Source organism: Acinetobacter sp. Tol 5, from assembly GCF_019702905.1.
In the GTDB taxonomy this organism is placed as follows: domain Bacteria; phylum Pseudomonadota; class Gammaproteobacteria; order Pseudomonadales; family Moraxellaceae; genus Acinetobacter; species Acinetobacter bereziniae.
Genome location: NZ_AP024708.1, coordinates 3,780,604 through 3,804,033, shown reverse-complemented (window position 1 = coordinate 3,804,033; position 23,430 = coordinate 3,780,604). Strand labels below are relative to the sequence as shown.

The following is a 23,430-nucleotide window of genomic DNA, read 5'->3' as shown; positions in this document are numbered from 1 at the left end:
ATCATTCTGCTTTAATCCATATCTTGTTCCGGATGTAATATATGAATTTTGTTATAAGTTTAGCTTCTGCTAAAGAGCGTAGACTACATATCGTGAATGAGTTTCAAGCTCAAAATATTGAATTTATTTTCTTTGATGCGATTCAACCTGAACAGATTTCTTTGATGGAGGAGAAGTATGGAATTTCACTCATAAATAGTGGTTTGACTGCTGGAGAAAAAGCTTGTTTCTTTAGCCATGTAGAAATATGGAACATAGCTGTTTCTAAAAAAATGAAATATATCGCTATATTTGAAGATGATGTTTTTTTAGCTAAAAAAGCAAGTAGTTTCCTTAAAAATTGGGACTGGATACCTCCAAAAATTAATATTATTAAGTTGGAAATGTTTGAACAATATGTGTTAATGAGTATGAATAAAATACAATTGAAAAATGAAAGATTTTTGAGGGAGTTGAAAGAAAAACATTTAGGTACTGCTGGATATATATTGTCATTCGACGGAGCAAAGAATTATTTAAAATATATAAAAGATAAGAATATTGAATCACCTTTAGATCGATTAATTTTTGAAAATTATTTAAATGATGGATATGAAATTATTTATCAAATGGTCCCTGGATTATCGGCTCAAGCGGATAGAATTGGTAAAAGTGAATTTGAAAGTCAGCTTGAAATTGATCGTAAAAAAAATCAATTAACAAAGGATAAGCATAAACAAAAGCTTAGTTTAGTGCAAAAGCTGAAACGTGAAATTTTGAGGCTTGTTTATCAATTAAGACTAAGATTTTGTAAGATTGGGTTTTATTGATTTAATTTGATGGTTAAGTTTAATTCTAGATCTAAAATATATTTTAGATCTTAGGTGAAGTAGATTTTAAAATGAGTTGAAATTATATGGGCGATATATCAAATATTTTTAATTCAGAAGCTAATTTTAAGAGTAATATTGATAGACTCAGTAAATTTCCATTCCGTATCTTTTATTTTACATTTGTTCCTAAAATTTTTCGAAAAAAGCTCAACAGAAAAGCAAATATTTTGCAAAAAAAACATGTTGAATTATGTTGGGATATTTTCTTAGACTATTATTTTTCTAATCAATTAGAAAAGTATCAACTAAAAGAGAAAAAGCAATTTAATGATCAAAAAATTATTTGGCAATATTGGGGGCAAGGTATTCAAAGTGATTTACCTCATATTGTTAAATTATGTTTTTCTTCCGTTGATCAATTTAAAGCTGATTATCAAGTAGTTAGACTTGATGAAAGTAATATAAAAGATTATTTGGATCTTCCAGATTTTGTTTGGGATAAAAGAAATAATTCTAAATTTAAACATGCCTTTTTTGCAGATCTTATCCGTCTTGCTTTACTCAATGTTTATGGTGGAGTTTGGTTAGATGCAACAATTTTATTAACCGCACCTATTGAAAGTGAAATATTAGATGCAGACTACTTTATGTTTCAAAGACATAGGGATACGCTAGAAAAACAGCTTTGGTATGATCGTAATCATGATTATTTTGATTGGTCCGATGAGCAAAATGTGAATGTTTTAAACAGCTTTATTGTTGGAAAAAAAGGCAATCAAGTTTTACAGATTTGTTTAGATGTTTTGCTGAATTTCTGGAGAACACAAGAGAATATTCCTCATTATTTTTTCTTTCAAATTATGTATGATGTTTTAATCAAAGATCGATTTAAATCCCAACAATGTGAAATTATAGATGACACTTTACCTCATTTGTTGCAATTTAAATTAAATGAGCAATTCAGCTCAGTGGAATACAATCAAATTTTACAACAGATAAATATTCATAAAATGAACTATATAGATAAAGTTGTAGAAAACTCATATTATGACTTTTTAACAAAACAGTTTTTGTCCAATGAGAACAGTTAATTTTATTTAATTTTTTATGGTTTATACAAATTCCGTTCACCCTCTAATTTACGGAAACGTTTATAGCCCCATAAATACTGTTCTGGTGCAACATTAATCATCCGTTCCATTTCTTTATTGAGTGTATCAACAGAAAGTTGTACATCCTTGGAATTAATATCTGGAGACAATGCTGTAAAATGCAAATCAAAACCAGCGTAATCTGCACGACGAATACAGGTGAGTCCTACCACAGAACATTGGGTTTTCGCTGCTAGTTTAGACAGTAAGGTTGATGAAAAAGCCTTTTGTCCAAAAAAGTCCGAATATACACCGCCAGATTCTTTGGGAATATGATCTGGAAGTATGGCAGAAAAGCCACCTTGTTTTAAGTGTTTAAATAAAGCACGTACACCCGTATCATCTGTGGGAACTAATGTTGCTTTGAGTTGTTGTCTAGACTCTAGCATAAATCGGTCTAGATCTTTATTTTTACTCGGTTTATACATAATGACAGGATGTGTGTGCTGGTTCACCCAAGCATTCATCAATTCCCAATTTCCAAAATGAGGAACAACACCTAAAGTTCCATTGGGATTTTTTAACGCATTGAGAAAAATTTCAGCATTATGCACTTGTTTGATTTGATTTAAGGCAAATTCAGGAGGAGAGCCCCACACTTTGATTGACTCTACATAGGTCATGCACTGACTTTTCAAACTGGCTTTAATCAATGCCTGGCGTTGCTGTTCTTCAAGCGTAGGATAGGCTGCTTGTATATTGATTTCTGTAATTCGTTTTGCTGAGGAGTTACTGATAAATAATAAACTGCCAACCCCTCTCGCAATAGTCTGAATCATGCTTAAAGGCAAACGAGAAAAATTTTTAAGTAAGTTATACATGGATTAGAAATTAATCGCGATCAGCATTGCCTTTCAACACCAAATAGATCAGTGCTGAAATAATAAAAAAACCAGCAATAAAACTACTCATACTGAAATAGAGAATACGTTGATAAGTATCTAAGTTAAATAACTGGTGATTGAGAATATAACGCATGAATCCCCATTGAACCACTGAAAATACAATGATAATGATTGTATGACGAAGTACATTAGGACGCATAGCCATCGGTTTTCACCTTAAAAGTTAACCTGCTCATTATGCCATTTATGAGAATTTATCTCAATTCGAACCTAAATAAATAAGATGCTACTTAAAAATAAAAAACCCTGTTAAAAAACAGGGTTTTTCATGCTGAATAAAGAATTAAGCTTCTTTGGTTTCAACTTTAGCTTTTTCACGTAAGCGAATACCAAGATCACGTAATTGATTTGGTTCTACTGGTGCAGGTGCTTGTGTAAGTGGACATTCAGCTGTTTTGGTTTTCGGGAATGCAATCACATCACGAATCGAAGATGAACCTGTCATCAACATAACCAAACGGTCAAGACCAAATGCTAAACCACCATGCGGAGGCGCACCGAATTTTAATGCATTTAATAAGAAGCTAAATTTCTCTTCAGCTTCTTCTTCGCCAATACCTAATGCTTCAAAAATCGCTTTTTGCATTTCTAAAGTATAGATACGAAGTGAACCGCCACCAATTTCAGTACCGTTAAGTACCATATCGTAAGCGACTGAAAGTGCTTGACCTGGATTGTTTTTCACCTCTTCAACACTTGATTTTGGTAGTGTGAACGGGTGATGAACAGAGGTCCATTTACCATCATCAGTTTCTTCAAACATTGGGAAGTCAACCACCCAAAGCGGTGCCCACTCACAAGTCGACATGTTCATGTCATGTCCGATCTTGATACGTAATGCACCCATTGCATCATTTACGACTTTGGCTTTATCTGCGCCGAAGAATACGATATCACCATTTTCAGCACCAACACGTTTTAATAGATCGAGTACGATTGGCTCGATAAATTTAACGATAGGTGACTGTAGCCCTTCAACACCTTTTTCAAGTTCATTGACTTTAATATAAGCCAAACCTTTTGCACCATAGATACCAACAAATTTTGTATATTCGTCAATTTGGCTGCGTGGTAAAGAACCTGCGCCTGGAACTCGTAGTGCAACAATACGACCTTTAGGATCTTTAGCTGGACCTGCAAACACTTTGAACTCAACGTCTTGCATCATGTCGGCAACGTCTACAAGTTTCAAAGGAATACGCAAATCTGGTTTATCTGATGCATAGTCACGCATTGCATCTGCATAAGTCATACGCTGGAATTTATCGAATTTCACGCCAAGAAGTTCATTGAACATCTTCACAGTCATGCCTTCCATCAAATCCATAATATCGTCATCGTTTAAGAACGATGTTTCGATGTCGATTTGAGTGAATTCTGGCTGACGGTCTGCACGTAAGTCTTCGTCACGGAAACACTTAGCGATTTGGTAATAACGATCTACACCGCCAACCATTAACAATTGTTTAAATAATTGTGGTGATTGTGGAAGAGCATAGAAGCTACCATTTGAAACACGGCTTGGCACTAAATAGTCACGTGCACCTTCTGGAGTAGCACGTGTTAAAATAGGTGTTTCAACATCAAGGAAACCATGTTCGTCTAAGTAGTTACGAATTAATGTTGTTACTTTAGAACGGAAACGTAAGCGATCAATCATCTCTGGACGACGAATATCAAGGAAGCGATATTTCAGACGAATTTCTTCAGAAATGTTGGCATTTTCATCATTCAATGGGAATGGTGGGGTTTCAGATGCAGCAAGAACTTCGATTTCTTTACCTAAAACTTCAATTTGACCGCTCACCATATTGGCATTTTCAGTACCTTCGTAACGACGACGTACACGACCAACTATTTTTAATACATATTCTGAACGTGCTTTATCAGCGGTTGAAAATGCTTCTGGTGTATCTGGATCAATGACCACTTGAACGAGACCATCACGATCACGCATATCAAGGAAAATTACACCACCGTGATCACGACGACGATGTACCCAACCACACAGGGTTACAGTTTGGTCAATTTGAGCTTCGGTTAAAGAACCGCAATAATGAGTTCGCATCATAGCGTTAGAAATCCAACTATATGGGTTAAGGAAGCGAATACGTAAACAGCGCATCGCCTAAAAATGTAATGTGAGATTATGCCTCTTTGGGCGATGAGTCACAAGGACTTGTGCTAAAAACTACAACATTGCCTGATGAATTTAAGCCAATTTGTGTGAAATTTTGCTGATTCAACCTGCAAAGCTTAAACGAAAGTATTTAGTGTCTATTGACAATGCAAGCATGTATTTGTGACGTGTCAACAGACTTTAAACTGAGTCAAAATATTTTTTATGATTTAAATACAGAAAAAGACAGCAACCTAAGCTAAAGCAGATCATGGAAGCTTGAGTAAAAACTTTCATAAAGAAACCAATCAGTACATAAAGATCTGTTTGTTGGGGAATTATGCCACTTTCATTTGCTGTATGAATGTAATAAAGACAGCCACTAAAGAATGAAATTGCAAATAAAGATAGACAGAAAATGAATACTTTGCGGTTAAGTGGTTCAGAACTTCTATATTTAAAAAAATAGTGGAGTCCCATCCAGAATAAGAATGGTAAAGCAACAACTGAACAACCGATTTGTAGGACTTTATGCATTGGATAAATATGGTCAAGGATTGAGACAGGTTGCGCTAAAAAGTCGTTAAAAGCAAAAGTTCTAAAATCTAAATGTGTTAAACCATCCCAAATAATATGGGTAGCAGTTCCTAATAGAATCGCCAATATCATCCAGAACAAAAATTTAAAGAAACTTAAAGCTGAATGGACATTAAGTGGCTTAGAAAGCCCCAAAAACTTGAACAATAAGGGGCGATACAGTACATACCACAATAGGCAAAATAACAATCCAACACACAAATCTGGATAAATTAGACCTTTAAACTGATGATTTAAATGGATTTCAGTTTGTACTAGCACACGATATAAATCAGGCGTCATTGTGCCAATTGCGAGTGCGGCAATTGGTAAACGATTACCTGAAAGTTTAGACAGTGGTGGCGCTAAAACAGCATGAGACAGTGTAAAAGGCATTGAAAATAGGTGGTTACAACTTATGGTAAAAAATTATTGGTTAATTTCATGTGTCTATCAATGAATTAAATGTAATTTCAAAGTAGAATATTACAAAAAATTGTGTAGATCTAAAGTGTCAATGTTAGAAAGTTATTATTTAATGATAAAAGATAAGAAACTTATTTTTTTAATTTCGATTCTTTTTTTTACTGTATTTTTTCATTATATTTTTAATGATAATTTTAGGCATTGGAATGTTTCTATCGCCTTTATTTTGATTTTTATTTATTTTTTTATAAAAGGCAGGGTGATAAAACCAAATTTTTACCTTATCGCATTTTGCTGTATAGGCTCAATCAGTGTCACATTGTTAAATCATTTACTTTTTCGACTCGATTCAGTTCCTGAAAATTTATTAAGTACTTATAAGAAAATTACCAATCAGTATATTTGGTTTATTCCATTTATTTTTTTACCCACAATTTATTATAAAAGTCACTTTAATGCTGAATATTTTTATCGGATATTATTTCTTGTTATTTTATTTTTGACACCATACTTATTGTATTGGGGGATAATGTTAGAGTTTGATCGAGGTCTTTTTAGTATCTTTTTTAATCCAGTGATTAGTTATGACATCGGCTTTATTTCTCTTACAATATTGTTGCTCTGTTATTCATTTTATTCAAAGGGTAAACAATCCTATTTATATTTAATTACCAGTTTACTCTGCATGTTTCTTTTAATCCTTCATGGTACTCGAGGTGCGTGGGTTGGGCTACTTTTTGTCTTTGCTTTCTTAGTTGTTTTTTATGCTAAGACGGAACTTAAAAAAATTATTTTAATGTTGTGCTTGGTGATTTCTTTTGTGGGGATCAATATGATTATTCCAAACTCACCATTACTGCAAAGGGTTGAAAATTTTCAATCAGATTCACTTAATATTCAAAATAATAACTATCAAAATAGCTCGGGAATTAGATTGTTCCTTTGGGGAAATTCAATTGAAATGTTTAAATCCAAGCCATTCACTGGAATTGGAATGTACGACATTGAAGCTGAAAATTGCCGTCTCTATGAACGTGGTGATTTACCTCATTGTTTTCAGCACATGCACAGTATCTATTTTCATGAATTGGCAGCGAATGGCTTGGTTGGTTTGATTGGCTTGTTCATGACCTTCTTGGTGGCTTTGATTTATTTTATAAAGAATATTTTTATTAAAGATGAATTAATTAAAAACTTAGCAATTACGGGTGCATTATTTGTAATTTATTATATGTGTAGTGGCTTGACCGAGTATTATTTGTTTTTTCAAAATACCACCTATGTTTTTTACTGGATCGTTGCCTCACTTATGAGCTTTATCTATATTCATAAGCTTATGAAAGTAAATTAATTTTAGCTTTTACATAAAGGAAATCGATTTTGATTTCCTTTTTTTATTGCAAAAATATTGAAATGTTATAATATAACATAAATTCAAAACATCGAGCTTCGAGAGCACCTCATGTCTTTTTCTAAAAGCGTACTGACACTTTCAATAACAGCGATCATTTCGACCTCTATTTGGGCAGAAGATCAGACCAATACAGAGAAAAATCCACAACAATTAGAAACCATTACAGTTGTTGGTCATCCACTGGTTCCTTCTAGCCAAGATTTTGGTGCTGCAGATGAAACTGTTTCACGTGAAAAATTACAACAATCAGGAACAACTTTGGGGGAAGCGCTGAAAGATGAGTTAGGGGTTTACTCTAATACATTTGGTACAGGTTCGAGCCGTCCAGTCATTCGAGGTCAGGAAGGGGCTCGTGTAAAAGTTACACAAAATGCGACAGAAACGATGGATGTTTCTAGTTTATCGCCAGACCATGCTGTTACTGTAGATCCACAGCTTGCACAAAAAGTAGAAATTGTTCGTGGACCGTCCACATTACTTTATGGTGCAGGTTCAGTCGGTGGTTTAGTCAATGTGATTGATAGCAAAATCCCAACTGCAATGCCTGAAAATGGTTATGAAGGGAATGTGGGACTTCGTTATAACACAGGCAATGATGAAAAAATGGCACATGCAGGCGTCACCGTTGGACTGGGTTCAAATGTGGCTTTGCGAGTTGAAGGATTAAAACGTGATGCGAATGATTACATTACGCCAGACTATATGGTCACAGAAGAGCATGGTGATCACGCACATACAACGAAAGAACGTCGTGTAGGCAATACTTTCTCAGAATCGGATAATGTCAACGTCGGTTTGTCATGGATTGGTGAGCGTGGTTTCGCCGGAATTTCTTATAGTAATCGTAAAGATCAGTATGGTTTGCCTGGACACAGTCATGAGTATGAGTCATGCCATTTGCATGGTTTATCATTACATTGTGGTGCGCATGATGATGGAAATGACGATGATCATGCTGGACATGATCATGGTGAAGAGGGTCATGATCATGCAGAAGCCGGTCCATGGATTGATATGAAAACGGATCGTTATGATTTCCGTTCTGAGTTAAATGAGCCATTTGCGGGCTTCAAGAAACTCAGAGCGCAGGCAAGTTATACAGACTACAAGCATGATGAAATTGAAGATGGTACGCCAATGACAACGTTCAAGAGCAAAGGCTATGAAGGTCGTGTCGAACTGGTACATAATCCCGTTGCTGCATGGGAAGGTGTTTGGGGTGTACAAGCAAGCCAACAAAAGCTAGATATTACGGGTGAAGAAGCTGTTCTTGCTCCAAATAAGACACAAAAATATAGTCTGTTTGGCTTAGAACACCGTCAATTTGGTGATTTCCATGTTGAATTGGGTACCCGTTTTGATCACCAAACTGTCGATGTCGATTCTGAACAAAAAGATTTCGATGGAAATGCATTCTCATATTCAGGTGCTGTAAATTGGGCTTTCTCACCGAATTACACGCTCTCTTTAACTGGTTCTCATCAAGAACGGTTACCTTTGGCGCAAGAGCTTTATGCGGATGGTAAACATTATGCAACCAATACATATGAATTGGGCAATGAAAACCTAAATAAAGAAAAGTCAAACAACGTTGAACTCGGATTACATTTTGACAATGATAAGCTCAGCTATCATGTGCATGTATACCACAATTGGTTTGACAACTATATTTATGCCAAAACGCTAGATCAATATGAAAACTTCCGGTTAATTAAATATAGCCAAGACAAAGCCAAGTTCTACGGTACAGAAGGTGAAGTTGCATATCAATGGAATGAAGTCTATAACACCAGTTTGTTTGGTGATTATGTTCGTGGCAAAATCGAAGATGAAAATGCTCCACGTGTTCCAGCAGGGCGTTTAGGTGCACGTGTAAATGCTGAGTTTGACGATCATTGGTCTGGCTCTGCTGAATATTCGCATGTATTTAACCAAGACAAATTTGCGTCTTATGAGCAAGAGACCAAAGGTTATAATATGGTGAATTTCGGATTGGCTTATAAATACCCAATGTCAAATCAGCAAGAAGCAAAAATATTCTTTAAAGCAAACAATCTGTTAGATGAGAAAGTATATAATCACACTTCTTTCTTAGCGAACATTCCACAAATTGGACGTAACTTTGTGATTGGAATGGACTATAAGTTCTAAGTTATTTATTCTCATTCACCAAATCGTTATTGAAAAATAAAGGAATTCGACCTAGGCTCTAAGGGGCTGTTCATGATTGATCAATCTTTACTTAAACGTAAGTGATTGATCACTTGTACAGACCCTGAATTATTCTAGGTCTTTTTTATGCGTATCTTTAATAGAATTCACAGCAAGCTGAATTGGTCAAAACGTCGCTATTTCGGCATTATTTTGAGTGTGTTGGCTTTGGGTTATCTCGCATCAGCGATTTACCACACCTATAAACCAATGCCGAAAGGTTTAAATTTTACTGGACCTTTGCGTCATGCAGATGTGAAATTCATTGCCGATGAAACCTATATTGATGCACAGGGTAAACAACAACTTGATCAGCATATTTTTGATCAAGTCTTACAATTGATTAAACAAGCAAAAACCACGATTGTCATAGATATGTTTTTGTTTAATAGCGAAGTAGGTGAATCAAAAGTTCAGCAACGTGCATTAACTCAACAGTTGACGCAAGCTTTAGTTAATCAGAAAGTTGTGAATCCAGCATTGGAAATTAAGTTTATTACTGATCCAATTAATTCGGTGTATGGTGGTATTCAACCTGAACAATATCGGCAATTACGCTTGGGGGGAATTGAGGTCATCGAAACCAATTTAACGCCATTACGAGCTTCGAATCCAGCATGGTCTGGGATTTGGTATCTGTGTTGTCAGGATATTGGAAATAATCCTGAAAAAGGATGGTTGAACAATCCTTTCGGTAAAGAAAAAATCACTGTACGTAGTTATTTAAACTTATTTAATTTTAAAGCCAATCATCGTAAAACCATAGTCGTGGATACGGATGAAGGCTGGAAAACGCTAGTCACTTCTGCCAACCCGCATGATGGAAGCTCTCGCCACTCCAATGTTGCTTTGTTGGTTAATGGTGCGATCGCAACAGATCTTTTGACATCAGAACAAGCTGTTGCGCATTTATCTGGTGCAGATACACCGTTTATTGTTTTTGGGAAATTGCCAGAAAACCCAAATGCTCCTCAAGTGCAAGTGCTGACTGAAAAAGCGATTTATGAGGCAGTTTTAAACATGCTGGCATCTGCAAAAGCCAATGATCAAATTGACTTAGCGATGTTTTATTTATCTGAGCGCAAGATTGTTCAAGCATTGATTGCTGCAAAACAACGTGGGGTAAAATTAAGAATTTTACTCGACCCCAATAAAGACGCTTTTGGTCGTCAGAAAAATGGTATTCCAAATCGACAGGTTGCTTCAGAATTACATAATGAAGGTATTGATGTCCGTTGGTGTAATACACAAGGCGAGCAATGCCATAGTAAGATGATTGTAAAACGCAACGCACAATCAGCAGAGTTGATTTTAGGTTCAGCCAATTTTACCGCACGTAATTTGAAAAACTATAATTTAGAAACCGATTTACGGGTCTTAGGCAATCCACAGCAGCAAGTATTTATTGATGCTGAACAGTATTTTAATACAGCTTGGTCAAATCTCAATGGTCGTCAAATGAGTGTGGATTACAGCAAATATGCGGATGATTCGAAACTGAAATATGGAGTTTACCGATTTATGGAGTGGAGTGGTTTATCCACCTTTTAAAAAAATATGTACCGAAATGAATGGTTTTCGGTACATAATCTTCAGCTGAGTATATTTTAATAACAAAGCTGAGCTTTTTATGAGAACTTTACAAACTTCATTTTTAAAATCCCTTTTTACATTTAGCCTTATTATTTCACCATTGAGTTTTGCTGAAAATCCTTTATTAACTCAAGCAAAAATATTGCAAACAGGTAGCCCAACTGTTTTAATCAATACGGATAAAGCAATTCAATTACTTCAACAGGCATCCGATCAAGGAGATGCAGAAGCTTACTTTTTACTTGCGAAGTATTATTCTAATTCAGCAGATTATCGGTTTTTACCTGAAAATAATCATTTATATAAAAAATTACGCTTAGAAGCTGCACAGCGTGGAAATTTTGATGCCTATTTATCATTGGATTTAGAAGCAGAAGTGGCTGAAGGCTTTGGTATTTCAAGCGATATTAAGCAAAATTTATTAAAAATTCGCCCGAAAATTTTAAAACTTGCTGAACAAGGTGATACAGGTGCAATGCGTACTTTAGTTTATGCATTAGATAATGATGCTGACGGGTATAGTGATGAACAGTGTCAGTGGTTATTTCAGGCAGTCCAAAAAGGAGACACATTAAAAGCTGGAGCGCTGATTCAAAATTGTCCAGAGAAAATATTAAAAAGACTGGGGGCAAAGACTAAACAAGACTATGCAAGAGCCTATAAAGACAGTGATTTAGCTTATTTTAAAATGCTTCAGCAACGTTCTAATCAAGGCGATATTGATGCAAAAATCAAATTACTTGATGATTATGCTTCAGACTCATATTTATCAGATAAGGAGATTAAGCAACTAGAAAATTCAATTTTAGCACACTATGAAAAACAAGCTGCCAAAGGGGCAAGTGATGCGTATTTGATGCTCGCATTAAAAAAAGACACAGATAAAGATAAGCAAGATTTGTATAGCAAAGCGGCTTTACTCAATAATCATGTTGCATTAACCGAGCTTGGATCTGATTATTTATTGGTGAATGATGAAGATCAAAAAGATATTCACAAGGGATTAGATTATTTAAAGAAAGCGGCTGCCCAAAACGATCCTGAAGCAATAAATTATCTTGGTGTTTGGTATTTCAATGAAGAAAATGAAGATTACGATGAAGTGCTTGCCCAAAAATATTTTAAGCAGGCTGCGGAATTAGGATCAGTCAATGCAATGGATAATCTTGCGCGTATTATGGATCAGCCTGAGGATTATCGTTGGGCGGTTTTAGCTTATGAAAACGGATCATCTGAGGAAGATACGCAAAGCAAAGCTTTAGAGGCGTATCAAACAGGTAAGGGAACAACGAAAGACCCCGTTAAAGCGAGAAAGCTTAAAACCTATATTCAGATGCGTGCGCAATTCAATAATAACCTCAGTGGTCTGATGAAAAGTTTGAATAATGATAGTGAGCAAGCTGAAACCGAATCTAAGAACCGAAAAAGATAGATTCGGTTCTCAGAATTTTACACAGATTATGGATTTGGCGGAATAATCTGATCCAAATCCTGATCAGAGACTTGATCCAACTCATGTAAATCGGTCTTTATTTTCCATTTTTCAAGGTCATCTACCGGCTTGGGTAAACGTGCTTCTAACCAATCACAGACCACATCTGGAGAAAAGTCTGAATGATTACATTGAATGACCCAGGCTAAAAACTGCTTTGCTTCACCATTCATATAGGGCGGTGGTGAAACAGGTAGAAACTGAGTAGGAAGTCGTTCATTTTTAGAAATGTAATTTAAAACATGACCCAGTTCTTGTACAGTTTGCCATGCGAGTGGATGGTCAATATTAATTTGAAACTTGAACCACCAAGCCTGTTTACCATCTGAACCATAGCTATCAATAAATGCTTCTTGCACACTTGGGACTTTGCAAAAAAATTGATGTAAACGGTCAAAGCTCAGTTCAGCCACAATACAGCACTCATCAGATTAAAATCATATTTTATCAGATTGATGTCAGAATTTGCCCAAGTTGATGTATAAACAATTAAACAAGATAAATAATGCTTGTTATTTATCCATAATTTCTCTGGAATGATGTATTAAAATAATCTATCTGCTGAACTTTGGAGGTTGAAATGAAACAGATACTCAGTTTAAGTGTCTTGATGTGGATGCTTTCAGGTGTTTCGGCAACGACATGGGCAGATGGTAAAGATTGGGGCAACTATCGCAGTGTTGAACGCCCTCAAAAGAAATATCCGACCACGACGTACAAATACACAGATCAATATGGTCGACAAATGACGCAGGAAATTCCTGTCCGTCCACAATACCCGCGACCATATCCATCTTATCCAAGCTATCCAAATCGACCTTATCCTCATCCAAATCAACCCTATCCAAATTATCCACCACAAAATGGTGTGACGATTATTTATAACCATCAGTTTCCAACACGAACAGAGTATTCAGGCAATAGTTATGGTTATGTGAATGGAGAGGGTGGTCAGATTGAAAGCTCGCATTACACGTTAATTAGTGATTGGCGTCGTTATGGTTTACCTGATCCCCAGGTTGGAATGCATTGGATTTTTGAAAGTGGACGTTATTTACAAGTGCCGAATGACCGTTAATTCTGTTTACTATGGATTATGTTTGGAAATGAAATGTGAACACACTAATCTAAACATGATTGCAGCCTTCTTTGGCGATGTGAATCAAATTTGATGTTGATTTCACAACGCTGAGAAGGTTTTATTTCAGATATAGATAAAGAAATTTGATGTTAGGCTAACTCATCATCTTCGGGTCGTGGCGTTTTTCCATGTGCCAATGGTTTTTCACTATGTTTATCTCGAATCACAGAGGGATAAGTCCAAGATGCATAACGTACAATCAAGATTGCAATTGCCAAAATTAAAACTGAACCTGTAATAATCACCAAATCAATATCCGCTTTATGGTCATGTTGGATATCTGAAATCAATAATCGAGTCAGTGCTGTAATCGCGATATAAATTAAAAAACGCACAGGCATGTGATTGGTTTTAAAGTAAATCCCCACCATTGCCCCTAATTCTAGGTAAATAAATAAGAGTAAAATATCATCAATGCTGGCGTATTGTTTTACAGTCAAAATTTCGATGATGGTATGCACTGCGGACCATGCAATCATACAACCGATGATAAATAGGGCAATATAGTGAAAAGCTTCTACGGCAATATTGCCTAATTTATCGAGGAGGTTTTCTATTTTTTCTATACGTGGATCTTTGTTCATAACTTCCTCCATTTCTATGTTGTATTGTGAATTAAACATCATGCAAATTTCATGCACATGAAAGTTATATTTATTTTGTTTTTATCTTGGATTTGTTTCAGCAACTTAAAGAGTAGGATCTATGATTACAAGTTGAAAATAAAATTCACGTGATCAGCTATTTGATAAAATCGTCTTTCACTATAAATTCAATCAAAATAAAACAAACTTTTCACTATGGTGGAATCAGTGAAAATTCTTGTATCGTCTCTATACAAGATAAACCAATAGTGTAAAGTCATTAATATTCAGTCATGTTAGATTGTGATGTCGATAATTTTTTAAATTAAATTTTAATGATCAACGGATAGAAAAGATGAAAATAACCCGCATAGTTGCATGTTTCAATATTCTATTATTTAGCCAGTTTTCGAGTGCTGATACGATCAAAGTCCCTACAGTTGCAGAAGCAAAACAAGCCACAGCTGAGTTGTTGGGAACAGAAATCGGCGCAATGATTTCAGAAATAAAATTAGGTACATGTATTCCTGCTGTAAATCCGACACATCCAGAACAAATTGCATGTACGATTTCAGTCAAGTTAGGCGCTGCAACCAATGAAACACAATCTGATTTTTACCAAGACAAAGGTAAATGGGTTGCAATGCCTAGCGAGTCTCAGGATAAATTACCATTTCCAGATCCAAAACTACTTGAATGAATGATCAATGAAAAACGCCCGATGAATCGGGCGTTTTGATTACTGGCTTCAATTCATTTTGAACTTAAGCTTGCGTCGTAAAATAGTCTTCACTGAAGTTCATTAATACTTCTGCACCTGCTTTGATTTTTGCAATACGTGCATGTAAATCAGGCAAAATACGTTGAATGAAGTAATGCGTTAATGCCAATTTATCTTGGTAGAACTGACCATCTTTATTTTTTGCAGCATTGGCAATGCGTGCAAACATATAGCTAAAGCTTAACAAGCCTACAGCGTGTAGATAGTCCACAGCAGCAGCATTAGCGAAATCTGCATTTTCTTTGGCACGTTCTAAAATGTGCTGAGTGATCATGTCCACTTCAGTCGCAACGTCTAAGGTTGCATCTTTGATGAAGTTAAGATCTGTGTCTAAATCATTAGCGAAATCACGGATTTCAGCAATATATTCGGCAATAAATTCGCCATTGCATTTAATGGTTTTACGACCGATCAAATCTTGTGATTGTACGCCGTTTGTACCTTCATAGATTTGGGCAATACGTAAATCACGTACGCATTGTTCCATGCCCCATTCACGAATGAATCCGTGACCACCGAAAACCATTTGCGCATCAATTACTGCATCAAAAGCAGTATCAGTTAAATAGGCTTTCGCAATTGGGGTTAATAGTGCAACTCGATTATTGGCTTTTGCTATCGCTTCGGCATCAGTAGAAAACTTAGTAATGTCGAGTTGTTGCCCAACATATACAGCAAAGGCACGAGATGCTTCATTATTGGCACGTGCATTCAATAACATGCGACGTACATCACCATGAACAAGGATGCTGTCTGCCGGTTTGTTTGGAGATTGAACACCATTTGCGCTGCGACCTTGCAGACGATCAGTCGCATATTGAGCTGCATTTTGATAAGCGTATTCAGAAGCACCAAGACCTTGAATACCCATCGACAGACGTTCGTAATTCATCATCACGAACATTGCAGCTAAACCTTCGTTTTCTTTACCGACCAAGTAACCTTTGGCAGCGTCAAAGTTCATGACACATGTTGCAGAGGCTTTGATTCCCATTTTGTGCTCAATTGAACCAGGACCAGCTGTATTGCGTTCACCTAATGAACCATCTGCATTGACAATAAATTTAGGTACGATAAACAGCGAAATGCCACGTGAACCTGCTGGAGCATTCGGTGTTTTTGCTAAAACAAGGTGAATGATATTTTCAGCTAAATCATGGTCACCACCAGTAATAAAGATTTTCGTACCCGTAATGTTGTACGAACCATCTTCATTTGGTTCGGCTTTAGTTTTGATGATCCCTAAATCCGTACCTGCATGTGGTTCAGTTAGACACATGGTGCCAGACCATTCACCTGAATAAATTTTAGGTAAATAGGTTTCTTTTTGCTCTTGAGAGGCATAGCTGTTTAACGCCATACCAGCACCCACAGAAAGAAGCGGGTAGAGCATGAAAGAAGGGTTGGTTGCAAATAGCATTTCGTCTGCAAGTACAGTCAGCATTTTCGGCATTGCCTGACCGCCCCATTCTTCATCTGCGCCTAAACCGATCCAACCACCTTCAGCGTATTGTTGGAAAGCTTCTTTAAAGCCAGCAGGTGTCGTTACTTTGCCATTTTCATAATGTGCGCCTTCTTCGTCACCAGTACGGTTGAGTGGAAGCGTAACATTTTGAGCAAATTTAGCCATTTCTTCTAAAATCGCTTCAGCCGTTGCTGCATCAACATGTGCAAGCTTTTCATTGGCTTGCCAGAATTGTTCTGCATTGAAAACGTCATTCAGAATGAATTTCATATCTGCAAGTGGCGCATTATAAATTGGCATGTTCGTTCACCTGTTTATTGTTTGAATCTGTAGACTCAGACCAGTCTAATCAACAATGATGAATGTTGTTAAATGATCTAAGTAAAATTATGGTCTATTTATAAAGAAAAAGGACTGCCAAAGCTATGACCGTCCTTTCTCTATTTCTGCACTCTTGAGTACAGTTTTTTAAATGTCTAATTCGACATTCTATTTAGAATGCAAAATCTTCAGCATCTAATGACATCAAAGGATCTAAGCCACCTGCAATCACATCTACATGTGAGCGAACACGAGGAAGAATCTTTTTGAAGTAGAAACGAGCAGTCTTGATTTTTGCATTGTAGAAACCAGTTTCGGTAGAACCTTCAGCTAATTTCTGTTGAGCAACAAGCGCCATGCGCGCCCACAAGAATGCAAGTGTTACATAGCCAGAGAAATATAAGTAATCTACTGCTGCAGCACCCACTTCATCAGGGTTTTGCATAGCTTTCATACCGATCTGCATGGTTAAATCACCCCACTCTTTGTTCAGAGCAGCCAATGGTTCAACAAATTCTTTTAGATCAGCATTGTCTTTGTTTGCTTCTGCAAACTTATGGATAATCTTGGTGAAGTCTTTCAACATTGCACCTTGAGTTCCCAATACTTTACGACCTAGCAAATCAAGTGCTTGGATTTCAGTCGTCCCTTCGTATAAGCAAGAGATACGTGTATCACGTACGATTTGCTCCATACCGTGTTCAGAAATAAAGCCGTGACCACCAAAGACTTGCACACCATGTTTCGCTGATTCTGAACCTGTTTCAGTTAAGAATGCTTTTGCAATTGGTGTTAATAAAGACAAGATGTTGTCAGCGAATTTACGATCTTCTTCAGTAACGCCTTGTTCAACGATATCTGCATATTGAGACAAGAAGTAAACCAGTGCACGACCGCCTTCAGCAAATGCTTTTTGCGTCATGAGCATGTTGCGTACAGCAGGGTGAACGATGATTGGATCTGCTTCTTTCTCTGGTGATTTTGGACCAGAAAGTGAACGCATTGCTAAACGGTCTTTGGCATAGGCAAGTGCGCCTTGGAAAGATGATTCAGATGCTGTTAAACCTTGAACCGCTGTACCGATACGTGCAGTGTTCATAAACGTGAACATGCAGTGTAGACCTTTATTTTCTGGTCCAATCAAGAAGCCTTTCGCATTATCAAAGTTGATTACACATGTGGCATTACCATGGATACCCATTTTGTGTTCAATTGAACCACAACGAACGCCATTACGGTCTGCAATAGAGCCATCCGCATTGACATTGAATTTTGGTACGATGAATAATGAGATTCCTTTGGTGCCTTTAGGAGCGCCTGGTAAACGAGCAAGAACAATGTGAACAATGTTCTCAGCCATATCATGCTCACCAGCTGAAATGAAGATTTTCTCGCCAGAAATTGCATAACTACCATCTGCTTGTGGTTCAGCTTTAGAGCGGATGATACCAAGGTCAGAACCTGCATGAGATTCTGTTAGACACATTGTACCTGTCCATTCACCTGAAACCAGTTTAGGCAAATACGTTGCTTTTTGTTCAGCAGAACCATGGTGTTCGATGGTACGAACCGCACCATGAGAAAGACCAGGATACATGCCCCACGCCCAGTTTGCTGAACCTACCATTTCTGAAATAGCTGTTGCTAATGAGCCTGGTAAGCCTTGACCACCATGTTCTTCAGGAACTGAAAGAGAAGGGAAACCGAGTTCTACATATTTGTCATAAGCTGCTTTGAAGCCTGTTGGTGTAGTCACAACACCATCATCCCATTTACAGCCTTCACGATCACCGATCTGGTTTAAAGGAGAAAGTTCGTTTTCACAGAAATCCGCGCCAGCTTCTAAATACTGATCAATCAATTCACGGCTTACGGTTTCTTGGAACGCAGGGAGTTTAGCGTAATGTTCTTCTGCATTTAATAATTCATGCAAAACGAAGTGCATATCACGTAAGGGTGCTTTGTATTGTGGCATATCGGTTTCCTCAATACTGGTTAAACCAGATTTATAATCTTCATAAATACGATGTGTGTCTTCTATGACACATATTTGTTCTGCTACATCGTGCAACATCTTATAGTGACGTACAAGTATTTCATGGTTATTTCTCTGTGACTGTAAAGTCAAAGAAAAATAACTTGAAACTTGTAAGTGCATTGAGTGTAAACAGTTTTCATTGAAAAATAAGGATACAAATAGTCAAAATCGTAAAAAGTTGTGTCTAATAAAATGACGATAAAAGTAGGTACTATCGGATCAAGGTTGGCTACAAAATAACTAAACTATTCAAGTGATGAGGAGTTTTATAAAAAACGATGTTTTATGCTGATTTTGTGATGAGAACAAGCCATTACATTTACTCACTGATGTTACGCAGTAACTCTAAAATTAAATTTTGGAGCTAGAAGAATGTAGGGACGCGGAAACGTCATCCGCAATTGCTTGAGGCAGAACTCCTTCTAATAAGTAAAGTTTCTGCGAAACTTTGAATATTTTGACGATAGTGAGCATGTTCTGCGGTGAGCAGCGATGTCGCTGCGCAAGATGGTTGCCCTTGCGGAGCTTTGCTCCTCATGCCAAAACAAAAGTACCTCGAGCCGAAGGCTATTCCATAAATTTAAACTTTGGATGTAAGACTCCGTCGTGTAAATTTAGCTTTTTCTTTTTCACCTACTTAATTTAAATCAAGTGCGTAACATCAGTTACTCATAGAAGTTTTAAAATAGTTGAGCATTATTTAGATTTTTTAGCCCAGAGTTGTTCTACAATTTCTTCAGTTGAATATTCAAAGTATTTACCATTCTGATCTTTATTACGCTGAAATAGGCGATGATGAAAATATTTAAAATTGAGTTTTAAAAAATTATAGAAATAACCACCTGGAAAGACGGTACGAATATAAAAAGAATGGATAAAATTATTTTTATGTTGAGCAGTAAAATCTGATTTTTTAATACGTTGCACAATTTCAGTTAGTTCTTGTTTTGAAATATCCTTAATGATTTTAGGCTCGGGTAGGCAAATATCAAAGCTTAAGTTTTCAATTCCTTCTGCTTCCCACCACTCCCAGAGATCATATTGACTGATATCTTTAAGGGTGATTTGTGTAAGTTTTTCACTGAGTTTTTGATATTCCACGGAGTCTTCATCACCGAATTCATCACAAAAGCGGGTGTAATTTGCAATTAATTCGAGCACAGTCGGATAAAGTTGTTGTGCCGTTTCGAAGTCGGGTTCTATTTCTATACGTAATTTATTCATGGCTTAGTATTTTATCGTATAAAACAAGGGACTAAAAAATCATCAACCTATCGGAGTCGCTTAGTCTATCATCAGGGCTTATCGTGTCCTCTCTTTTAGATCATTCACTTTGCTTAGACGAGCCAAAGATGATTTCTATGAAGAGAGAATCACGACATTTAAATCCTTACTGAAACTCACCTACAGCGCGTTCTTTTGCCCAGTCACGTAAGATAAATTTTTGTAATTTTCCTGTTGAAGTTTTTGGAATCTCACAAATCACCACGCTCTTTGGTACTTTAAAACGTGCCAGATGTTGTTTGCAGAACTCAATCACTTCTTCAGGAGTTGTTTCTGCGCCTTGCTTAAGCTCAATAAAGGCGCAAGGCACTTCTTGCCAACGTGGATCAGGTTGAGCAACGACCGCTGCTGTCATAATAGCAGGGTGGGTATAGAGGATTTCTTCGACCTCTAAAGAGGAAATATTTTCCCCACCAGAAATAATGATGTCTTTTGAGCGATCCATGATTTTTGCATAACCATCTGGTTGGCAGACAGCTAAATCGCCCGTATGAAACCAGCCCCCCTTGAATGCTTCTTCAGTGGCTTGAGTATTTTTTAAATAACCTTTCATGACAATGTTGCCACGGAACATAATTTCCCCCATGGTCTTGCCATCATTTGGAACTGGCTGCATGGTTTCTGCATCGAGAACACGCATACCATCTTGCAAAGGATAAGGTACGCCTTGACGTGAATGTAATTGAGCTTGCTCTTGAATTGACAAATCACTCCATCCGGCTTGTGATGCACATAATGCAGAAGGACCGTAGGTTTCTGTAAGTCCATAAACATGATTCACTTGAACACCAATATGATGCATACCCTCAATAATCGCTGCTGGAGGTGCAGCACCAGCCACCATAACTTCAACATGATGTTTAAATTTAATTTGCTTATCTTTTGGCGTGTTAATCAACATTGACAAAACAATTGGTGCGCCACAGAAATAATCAACTTTGTATTGATCAATCAGTTGATAGACCAGTTCAGGATCAATTTTACGTAAGCAGATATTGGTGCCACCATTTGCTGCGATGGTCCAAGCAAAGCACCAACCGTTACAGTGAAATAAGGGAAGTGTCCAAAGATATTTACAACGAGGGGTCATTCCACAGGCAATAATATTACTCGCAGCATTGATATAAGCCCCACGATGGTGATAGACCACACCTTTCGGGTTACCAGTAGTTCCAGAAGTATAGTTTAGGCTAATAGCATCCCACTCGTCTTGAGGTAAGTGCCATTCAAAATCAGTATCACCCCCTTGAAGCCACTGTTCATATTCGATTTGACCAATGCGAGAAGTAGAGTCATTTTTGTCATATTCAACGTCAGCAACATCAATGATATAGATATTCTGAGACAGCATGCCTACAGCTTCTTGCGCCAATGTCGCAAATTCAGGGTCAACCAAAAGCACTTTAGTTTCAGCATGTTCAAGCATAAATGCGATGGTTTTGGCATCTAAACGGGTATTCAAGGTATTTAATACTGCGCCAGCCATAGGGACTGCAAAATGCGCTTCAATCATGGCTGGAATATTCGGTAAGAGAACAGAAACCGTATCATTTTTCTCGATGCCTAGATTTCGTAATTGATGCGCAAATTGGCGACAACGTTGATAAGTTTCTCGCCATGAAATATGACGATGACCATGAACAATTGCATCCTGATCAGGATAAATATAAGCAGCGCGTTCTAAGTAACGTAAAGGTGATAATGCTACAAAATTTGCAGGTGTGCGTGGTAATTCGTCATATGCACTGACCATGTTGAGCTCCGTCTCTATTTGTTCTAATGTCCATGCTTAAAAGATAGGCATAAGATGATTAAAATTCATTTATGCTTTAGTCGAGTATTTGTAAAATGTAAATATGTTTACATAGTGTTGTCCTGTTGAGCGTTGAAAGTTTATTTTCAAAAATATGAATTAAATAAATATTTTAAGAAGTTTTTGGCTGTTGGAACATGTGTATACTGTATGTATATTTACCTATTTAAATACTAAGAAACTGAACTTAAGAGTTTAGTTTTTTTATACTCACTTGGAGAAAATCCTGTCCATTTCTTAAATGCACGACGAAACTCTCGAAGCTCACTAAAGCCTAAATTAAAACTGATTTGGCTGATTGATTGATTGTCTTCAAGCCATTGTTTGGCTTTTTTTTCTAAGACTTGTTGCTTTAAGTGCTGAAAACTCAGACCATCATTGAGTAGTAAGCGTCTTAGGTGGCGTTCGCTTAAATGGAAATGCTGTGCAGCTTGGTGCATATCAAAACGCTCTGGCAAATGGCTCTCAATTAAATGTTGTAATACCTGAACTATGCTGTGTTGGTTGATTTGATTAAATTGCTTTAATGCTTGCTGACACATTTGAATCGCAATTTGATAGTTGACTGGACTATGATTTTTAAGTGTTTTGGCTAATAGGGTATTTGGAAATCGAATTAAATTCCTGTCGCTTTTAAAAAGTATAGGGCATTGAAAAATACGTTGATAATCTTGTGAATAAGCAGAATGATCATAACTCAGTTCTAAGCTAATCAGTTCATAATCTCGATCTAACATCATGTTTAAACAGGTCATGATGCTGGCAAAAACTTCATCGCAAAAAAATGCTTTGAGTGGACCACAATCACTGCGTTCTATCAGCTCGATTTCACAATAATCTTGACTCAAATGAACACTCAAATCCAAAACACTGCCTGAAATAGGGTGGTACTGCAAAGCTGTTTCCAGTGCTTCTGCAACAGTTTTACACGCTTGCATTGCAAAACCCAAAATACCAATAGAAATTTGACCCTCATGGCTACCCAGCAATAAACCTAAATGCTTTTGTTGAGTACAGTTGAGTGCATCTTGAATAACGCCACAAAGTTCCGAAAATGCAACGAAACCTTGCCCTTGGCGAATCTGTTCCAAATCAAGATTGTGTAATTTAAACCAATCTGCATATTGCCAATGTTGTTGTTCCCCATAATGAATCAAACTGGTAAGGATCATAGGCGGAATATAAAATTGCGAATTGGCAGATTCCTTTTGTTGTGAGCCCATAAAGTCCGTTTAGCCCCCCATATTGTTGTTGCTTTTACCCTAGTTGGTATCGCATATTTTTGATTAATATTCAATCTAGTT

The 23,430-nt window shown here is 36.8% G+C and carries 19 protein-coding genes; 8 read left to right on the top strand and 11 right to left on the bottom strand.

The genetic code is table 11. The features are described 5' to 3' along the window. Window positions 1-41 precede the first annotated feature (41 nt). Together TOL5_RS17630 and TOL5_RS17625 are read left to right on the top strand one after the other, a co-directional pair. Entirely contained in the window at window positions 42-809 is a 768-nt protein-coding gene (locus TOL5_RS17630) for a glycosyltransferase family 25 protein (RefSeq protein WP_042089513.1), read from the top strand. A gap of 86 nt (window positions 810-895) precedes the next feature. Beyond that, window positions 896-1,903, top strand: coding sequence for a capsular polysaccharide synthesis protein (locus TOL5_RS17625; protein WP_121775417.1), 1,008 nt, complete (start codon window positions 896-898; stop codon window positions 1,901-1,903). Between the two features lie 14 nt (window positions 1,904-1,917). Here TOL5_RS17625 and TOL5_RS17620 read toward each other — a convergent pair whose 3' ends face one another. From TOL5_RS17620 to TOL5_RS17605, 4 genes are all read right to left on the bottom strand, one after another. After that, window positions 1,918-2,784, bottom strand: coding sequence for a lysophospholipid acyltransferase family protein (locus TOL5_RS17620; protein ID WP_121775418.1), 867 nt, complete (start codon window positions 2,782-2,784; stop codon window positions 1,918-1,920). 10 nt (window positions 2,785-2,794) lie between these two features. Then, window positions 2,795-3,013, bottom strand: coding sequence for a hypothetical protein (locus TOL5_RS17615; RefSeq protein ID WP_004827797.1), 219 nt, complete (start codon window positions 3,011-3,013; stop codon window positions 2,795-2,797). A gap of 138 nt (window positions 3,014-3,151) precedes the next feature. Continuing rightward, a complete protein-coding gene (gene aspS, locus TOL5_RS17610) occupies window positions 3,152-4,939 on the bottom strand; it encodes an aspartate--tRNA ligase (protein WP_005030933.1) in 1,788 nt (595 codons plus the stop codon). A gap of 249 nt (window positions 4,940-5,188) precedes the next feature. Beyond that, window positions 5,189-5,959, bottom strand: a complete 771-nt coding sequence (locus TOL5_RS17605; protein WP_046761412.1) for a DUF4184 family protein — start codon at window positions 5,957-5,959, stop codon at window positions 5,189-5,191. Window positions 5,960-6,080: 121 nt separating this feature from the next. Here TOL5_RS17605 and TOL5_RS17600 point away from each other — a divergent pair, with 121 nt between their 5' ends. From TOL5_RS17600 to TOL5_RS17585, 4 genes are all read left to right on the top strand, one after another. Continuing rightward, window positions 6,081-7,340 carry an O-antigen ligase family protein gene (locus tag TOL5_RS17600; protein ID WP_121775838.1) on the top strand — a complete coding sequence of 420 codons (1,260 nt, stop codon included), beginning with the start codon at window positions 6,081-6,083 and terminating at the stop codon, window positions 7,338-7,340. Between the two features lie 111 nt (window positions 7,341-7,451). Beyond that, a complete protein-coding gene (gene znuD / locus TOL5_RS17595; protein WP_221260551.1) occupies window positions 7,452-9,554 on the top strand; it encodes a zinc piracy TonB-dependent receptor ZnuD in 2,103 nt (700 codons plus the stop codon). 147 nt (window positions 9,555-9,701) lie between these two features. Beyond that, window positions 9,702-11,165 carry a phospholipase D family protein gene (locus TOL5_RS17590; protein WP_046761415.1) on the top strand — a complete coding sequence of 488 codons (1,464 nt, stop codon included), beginning with the start codon at window positions 9,702-9,704 and terminating at the stop codon, window positions 11,163-11,165. A gap of 79 nt (window positions 11,166-11,244) precedes the next feature. Next, window positions 11,245-12,639, top strand: a complete 1,395-nt coding sequence (locus tag TOL5_RS17585; RefSeq protein ID WP_221260550.1) for a tetratricopeptide repeat protein — start codon at window positions 11,245-11,247, stop codon at window positions 12,637-12,639. Window positions 12,640-12,665: 26 nt separating this feature from the next. On the opposite strand, the gene TOL5_RS17580 is transcribed toward TOL5_RS17585, so the two are convergent. Next, window positions 12,666-13,112: a hypothetical protein gene (locus tag TOL5_RS17580; RefSeq protein WP_009585706.1), complete on the bottom strand. Its 447-nt coding sequence runs from the start codon at window positions 13,110-13,112 to the stop codon at window positions 12,666-12,668. A 167-nt stretch (window positions 13,113-13,279) separates the two neighbouring features. Here TOL5_RS17580 and TOL5_RS17575 point away from each other — a divergent pair, with 167 nt between their 5' ends. Continuing rightward, window positions 13,280-13,777, top strand: coding sequence for an RcnB family protein (locus TOL5_RS17575; protein WP_009585658.1), 498 nt, complete (start codon window positions 13,280-13,282; stop codon window positions 13,775-13,777). A 152-nt stretch (window positions 13,778-13,929) separates the two neighbouring features. Here TOL5_RS17575 and TOL5_RS17570 read toward each other — a convergent pair whose 3' ends face one another. Beyond that, complete coding sequence (locus TOL5_RS17570; RefSeq protein WP_005030925.1) at window positions 13,930-14,424, bottom strand: phosphate-starvation-inducible protein PsiE; 495 nt, start codon at window positions 14,422-14,424, stop codon at window positions 13,930-13,932. A 355-nt stretch (window positions 14,425-14,779) separates the two neighbouring features. On the opposite strand from TOL5_RS17570, the gene TOL5_RS17565 reads away from it, so the two are divergent. Continuing rightward, window positions 14,780-15,124: a hypothetical protein gene (locus TOL5_RS17565; protein WP_004827821.1), complete on the top strand. Its 345-nt coding sequence runs from the start codon at window positions 14,780-14,782 to the stop codon at window positions 15,122-15,124. 64 nt (window positions 15,125-15,188) lie between these two features. Here the strand turns inward: TOL5_RS17565 and TOL5_RS17560 are convergent, their stop codons facing one another. The 5 genes from TOL5_RS17560 to TOL5_RS17540 all read right to left on the bottom strand — a co-directional run bounded on the left by TOL5_RS17560 (window position 15,189) and on the right by TOL5_RS17540 (window position 23,349). Beyond that, complete coding sequence (locus TOL5_RS17560; protein WP_058967326.1) at window positions 15,189-16,970, bottom strand: acyl-CoA dehydrogenase C-terminal domain-containing protein; 1,782 nt, start codon at window positions 16,968-16,970, stop codon at window positions 15,189-15,191. A gap of 193 nt (window positions 16,971-17,163) precedes the next feature. Then, window positions 17,164-18,966, bottom strand: coding sequence for an acyl-CoA dehydrogenase C-terminal domain-containing protein (locus TOL5_RS17555; protein WP_010590750.1), 1,803 nt, complete (start codon window positions 18,964-18,966; stop codon window positions 17,164-17,166). A gap of 759 nt (window positions 18,967-19,725) precedes the next feature. Next, the gene (locus TOL5_RS17550; RefSeq protein WP_058967327.1) at window positions 19,726-20,253 is read right to left on the bottom strand and encodes a hypothetical protein; all 528 of its coding nucleotides are present in this window, start codon (window positions 20,251-20,253) and stop codon (window positions 19,726-19,728) included. A 166-nt stretch (window positions 20,254-20,419) separates the two neighbouring features. After that, window positions 20,420-22,066 carry an acyl-CoA synthetase gene (locus TOL5_RS17545; RefSeq protein WP_139420167.1) on the bottom strand — a complete coding sequence of 549 codons (1,647 nt, stop codon included), beginning with the start codon at window positions 22,064-22,066 and terminating at the stop codon, window positions 20,420-20,422. 233 nt (window positions 22,067-22,299) lie between these two features. Further along, window positions 22,300-23,349, bottom strand: a complete 1,050-nt coding sequence (locus tag TOL5_RS17540) for an AraC family transcriptional regulator (protein ID WP_042089499.1) — start codon at window positions 23,347-23,349, stop codon at window positions 22,300-22,302. Window positions 23,350-23,430 lie beyond the last annotated feature (81 nt).

Excerpts from the sequence above, each read along its gene's own strand:
- TOL5_RS17630 (WP_042089513.1), top strand. The coding sequence starts at position 42 with ATGAATTTTGTTATAAGTTTAGCTTCTGCTAAAGAGCGTAGACTACAT.
- TOL5_RS17625 (WP_121775417.1), top strand. The coding sequence starts at position 896 with ATGGGCGATATATCAAATATTTTTAATTCAGAAGCTAATTTTAAGAGT.
- TOL5_RS17620 (WP_121775418.1), bottom strand. The coding sequence starts at position 2,784 with ATGTATAACTTACTTAAAAATTTTTCTCGTTTGCCTTTAAGCATGATT.
- TOL5_RS17615 (WP_004827797.1), bottom strand. The coding sequence starts at position 3,013 with ATGGCTATGCGTCCTAATGTACTTCGTCATACAATCATTATCATTGTA.
- aspS (WP_005030933.1), bottom strand. The coding sequence starts at position 4,939 with ATGATGCGAACTCATTATTGCGGTTCTTTAACCGAAGCTCAAATTGAC.
- TOL5_RS17605 (WP_046761412.1), bottom strand. The coding sequence starts at position 5,959 with ATGCCTTTTACACTGTCTCATGCTGTTTTAGCGCCACCACTGTCTAAA.
- TOL5_RS17600 (WP_121775838.1), top strand. The coding sequence starts at position 6,081 with ATGTTAGAAAGTTATTATTTAATGATAAAAGATAAGAAACTTATTTTT.
- znuD (WP_221260551.1), top strand. The coding sequence starts at position 7,452 with ATGTCTTTTTCTAAAAGCGTACTGACACTTTCAATAACAGCGATCATT.
- TOL5_RS17590 (WP_046761415.1), top strand. The coding sequence starts at position 9,702 with ATGCGTATCTTTAATAGAATTCACAGCAAGCTGAATTGGTCAAAACGT.
- TOL5_RS17585 (WP_221260550.1), top strand. The coding sequence starts at position 11,245 with ATGAGAACTTTACAAACTTCATTTTTAAAATCCCTTTTTACATTTAGC.
- TOL5_RS17575 (WP_009585658.1), top strand. The coding sequence starts at position 13,280 with ATGAAACAGATACTCAGTTTAAGTGTCTTGATGTGGATGCTTTCAGGT.
- TOL5_RS17570 (WP_005030925.1), bottom strand. The coding sequence starts at position 14,424 with ATGAACAAAGATCCACGTATAGAAAAAATAGAAAACCTCCTCGATAAA.
- TOL5_RS17565 (WP_004827821.1), top strand. The coding sequence starts at position 14,780 with ATGAAAATAACCCGCATAGTTGCATGTTTCAATATTCTATTATTTAGC.
- TOL5_RS17560 (WP_058967326.1), bottom strand. The coding sequence starts at position 16,970 with ATGCCAATTTATAATGCGCCACTTGCAGATATGAAATTCATTCTGAAT.
- TOL5_RS17555 (WP_010590750.1), bottom strand. The coding sequence starts at position 18,966 with ATGCCACAATACAAAGCACCCTTACGTGATATGCACTTCGTTTTGCAT.
- TOL5_RS17550 (WP_058967327.1), bottom strand. The coding sequence starts at position 20,253 with ATGAATAAATTACGTATAGAAATAGAACCCGACTTCGAAACGGCACAA.
- TOL5_RS17545 (WP_139420167.1), bottom strand. The coding sequence starts at position 22,066 with ATGGTCAGTGCATATGACGAATTACCACGCACACCTGCAAATTTTGTA.
- TOL5_RS17540 (WP_042089499.1), bottom strand. The coding sequence starts at position 23,349 with ATGGGCTCACAACAAAAGGAATCTGCCAATTCGCAATTTTATATTCCG.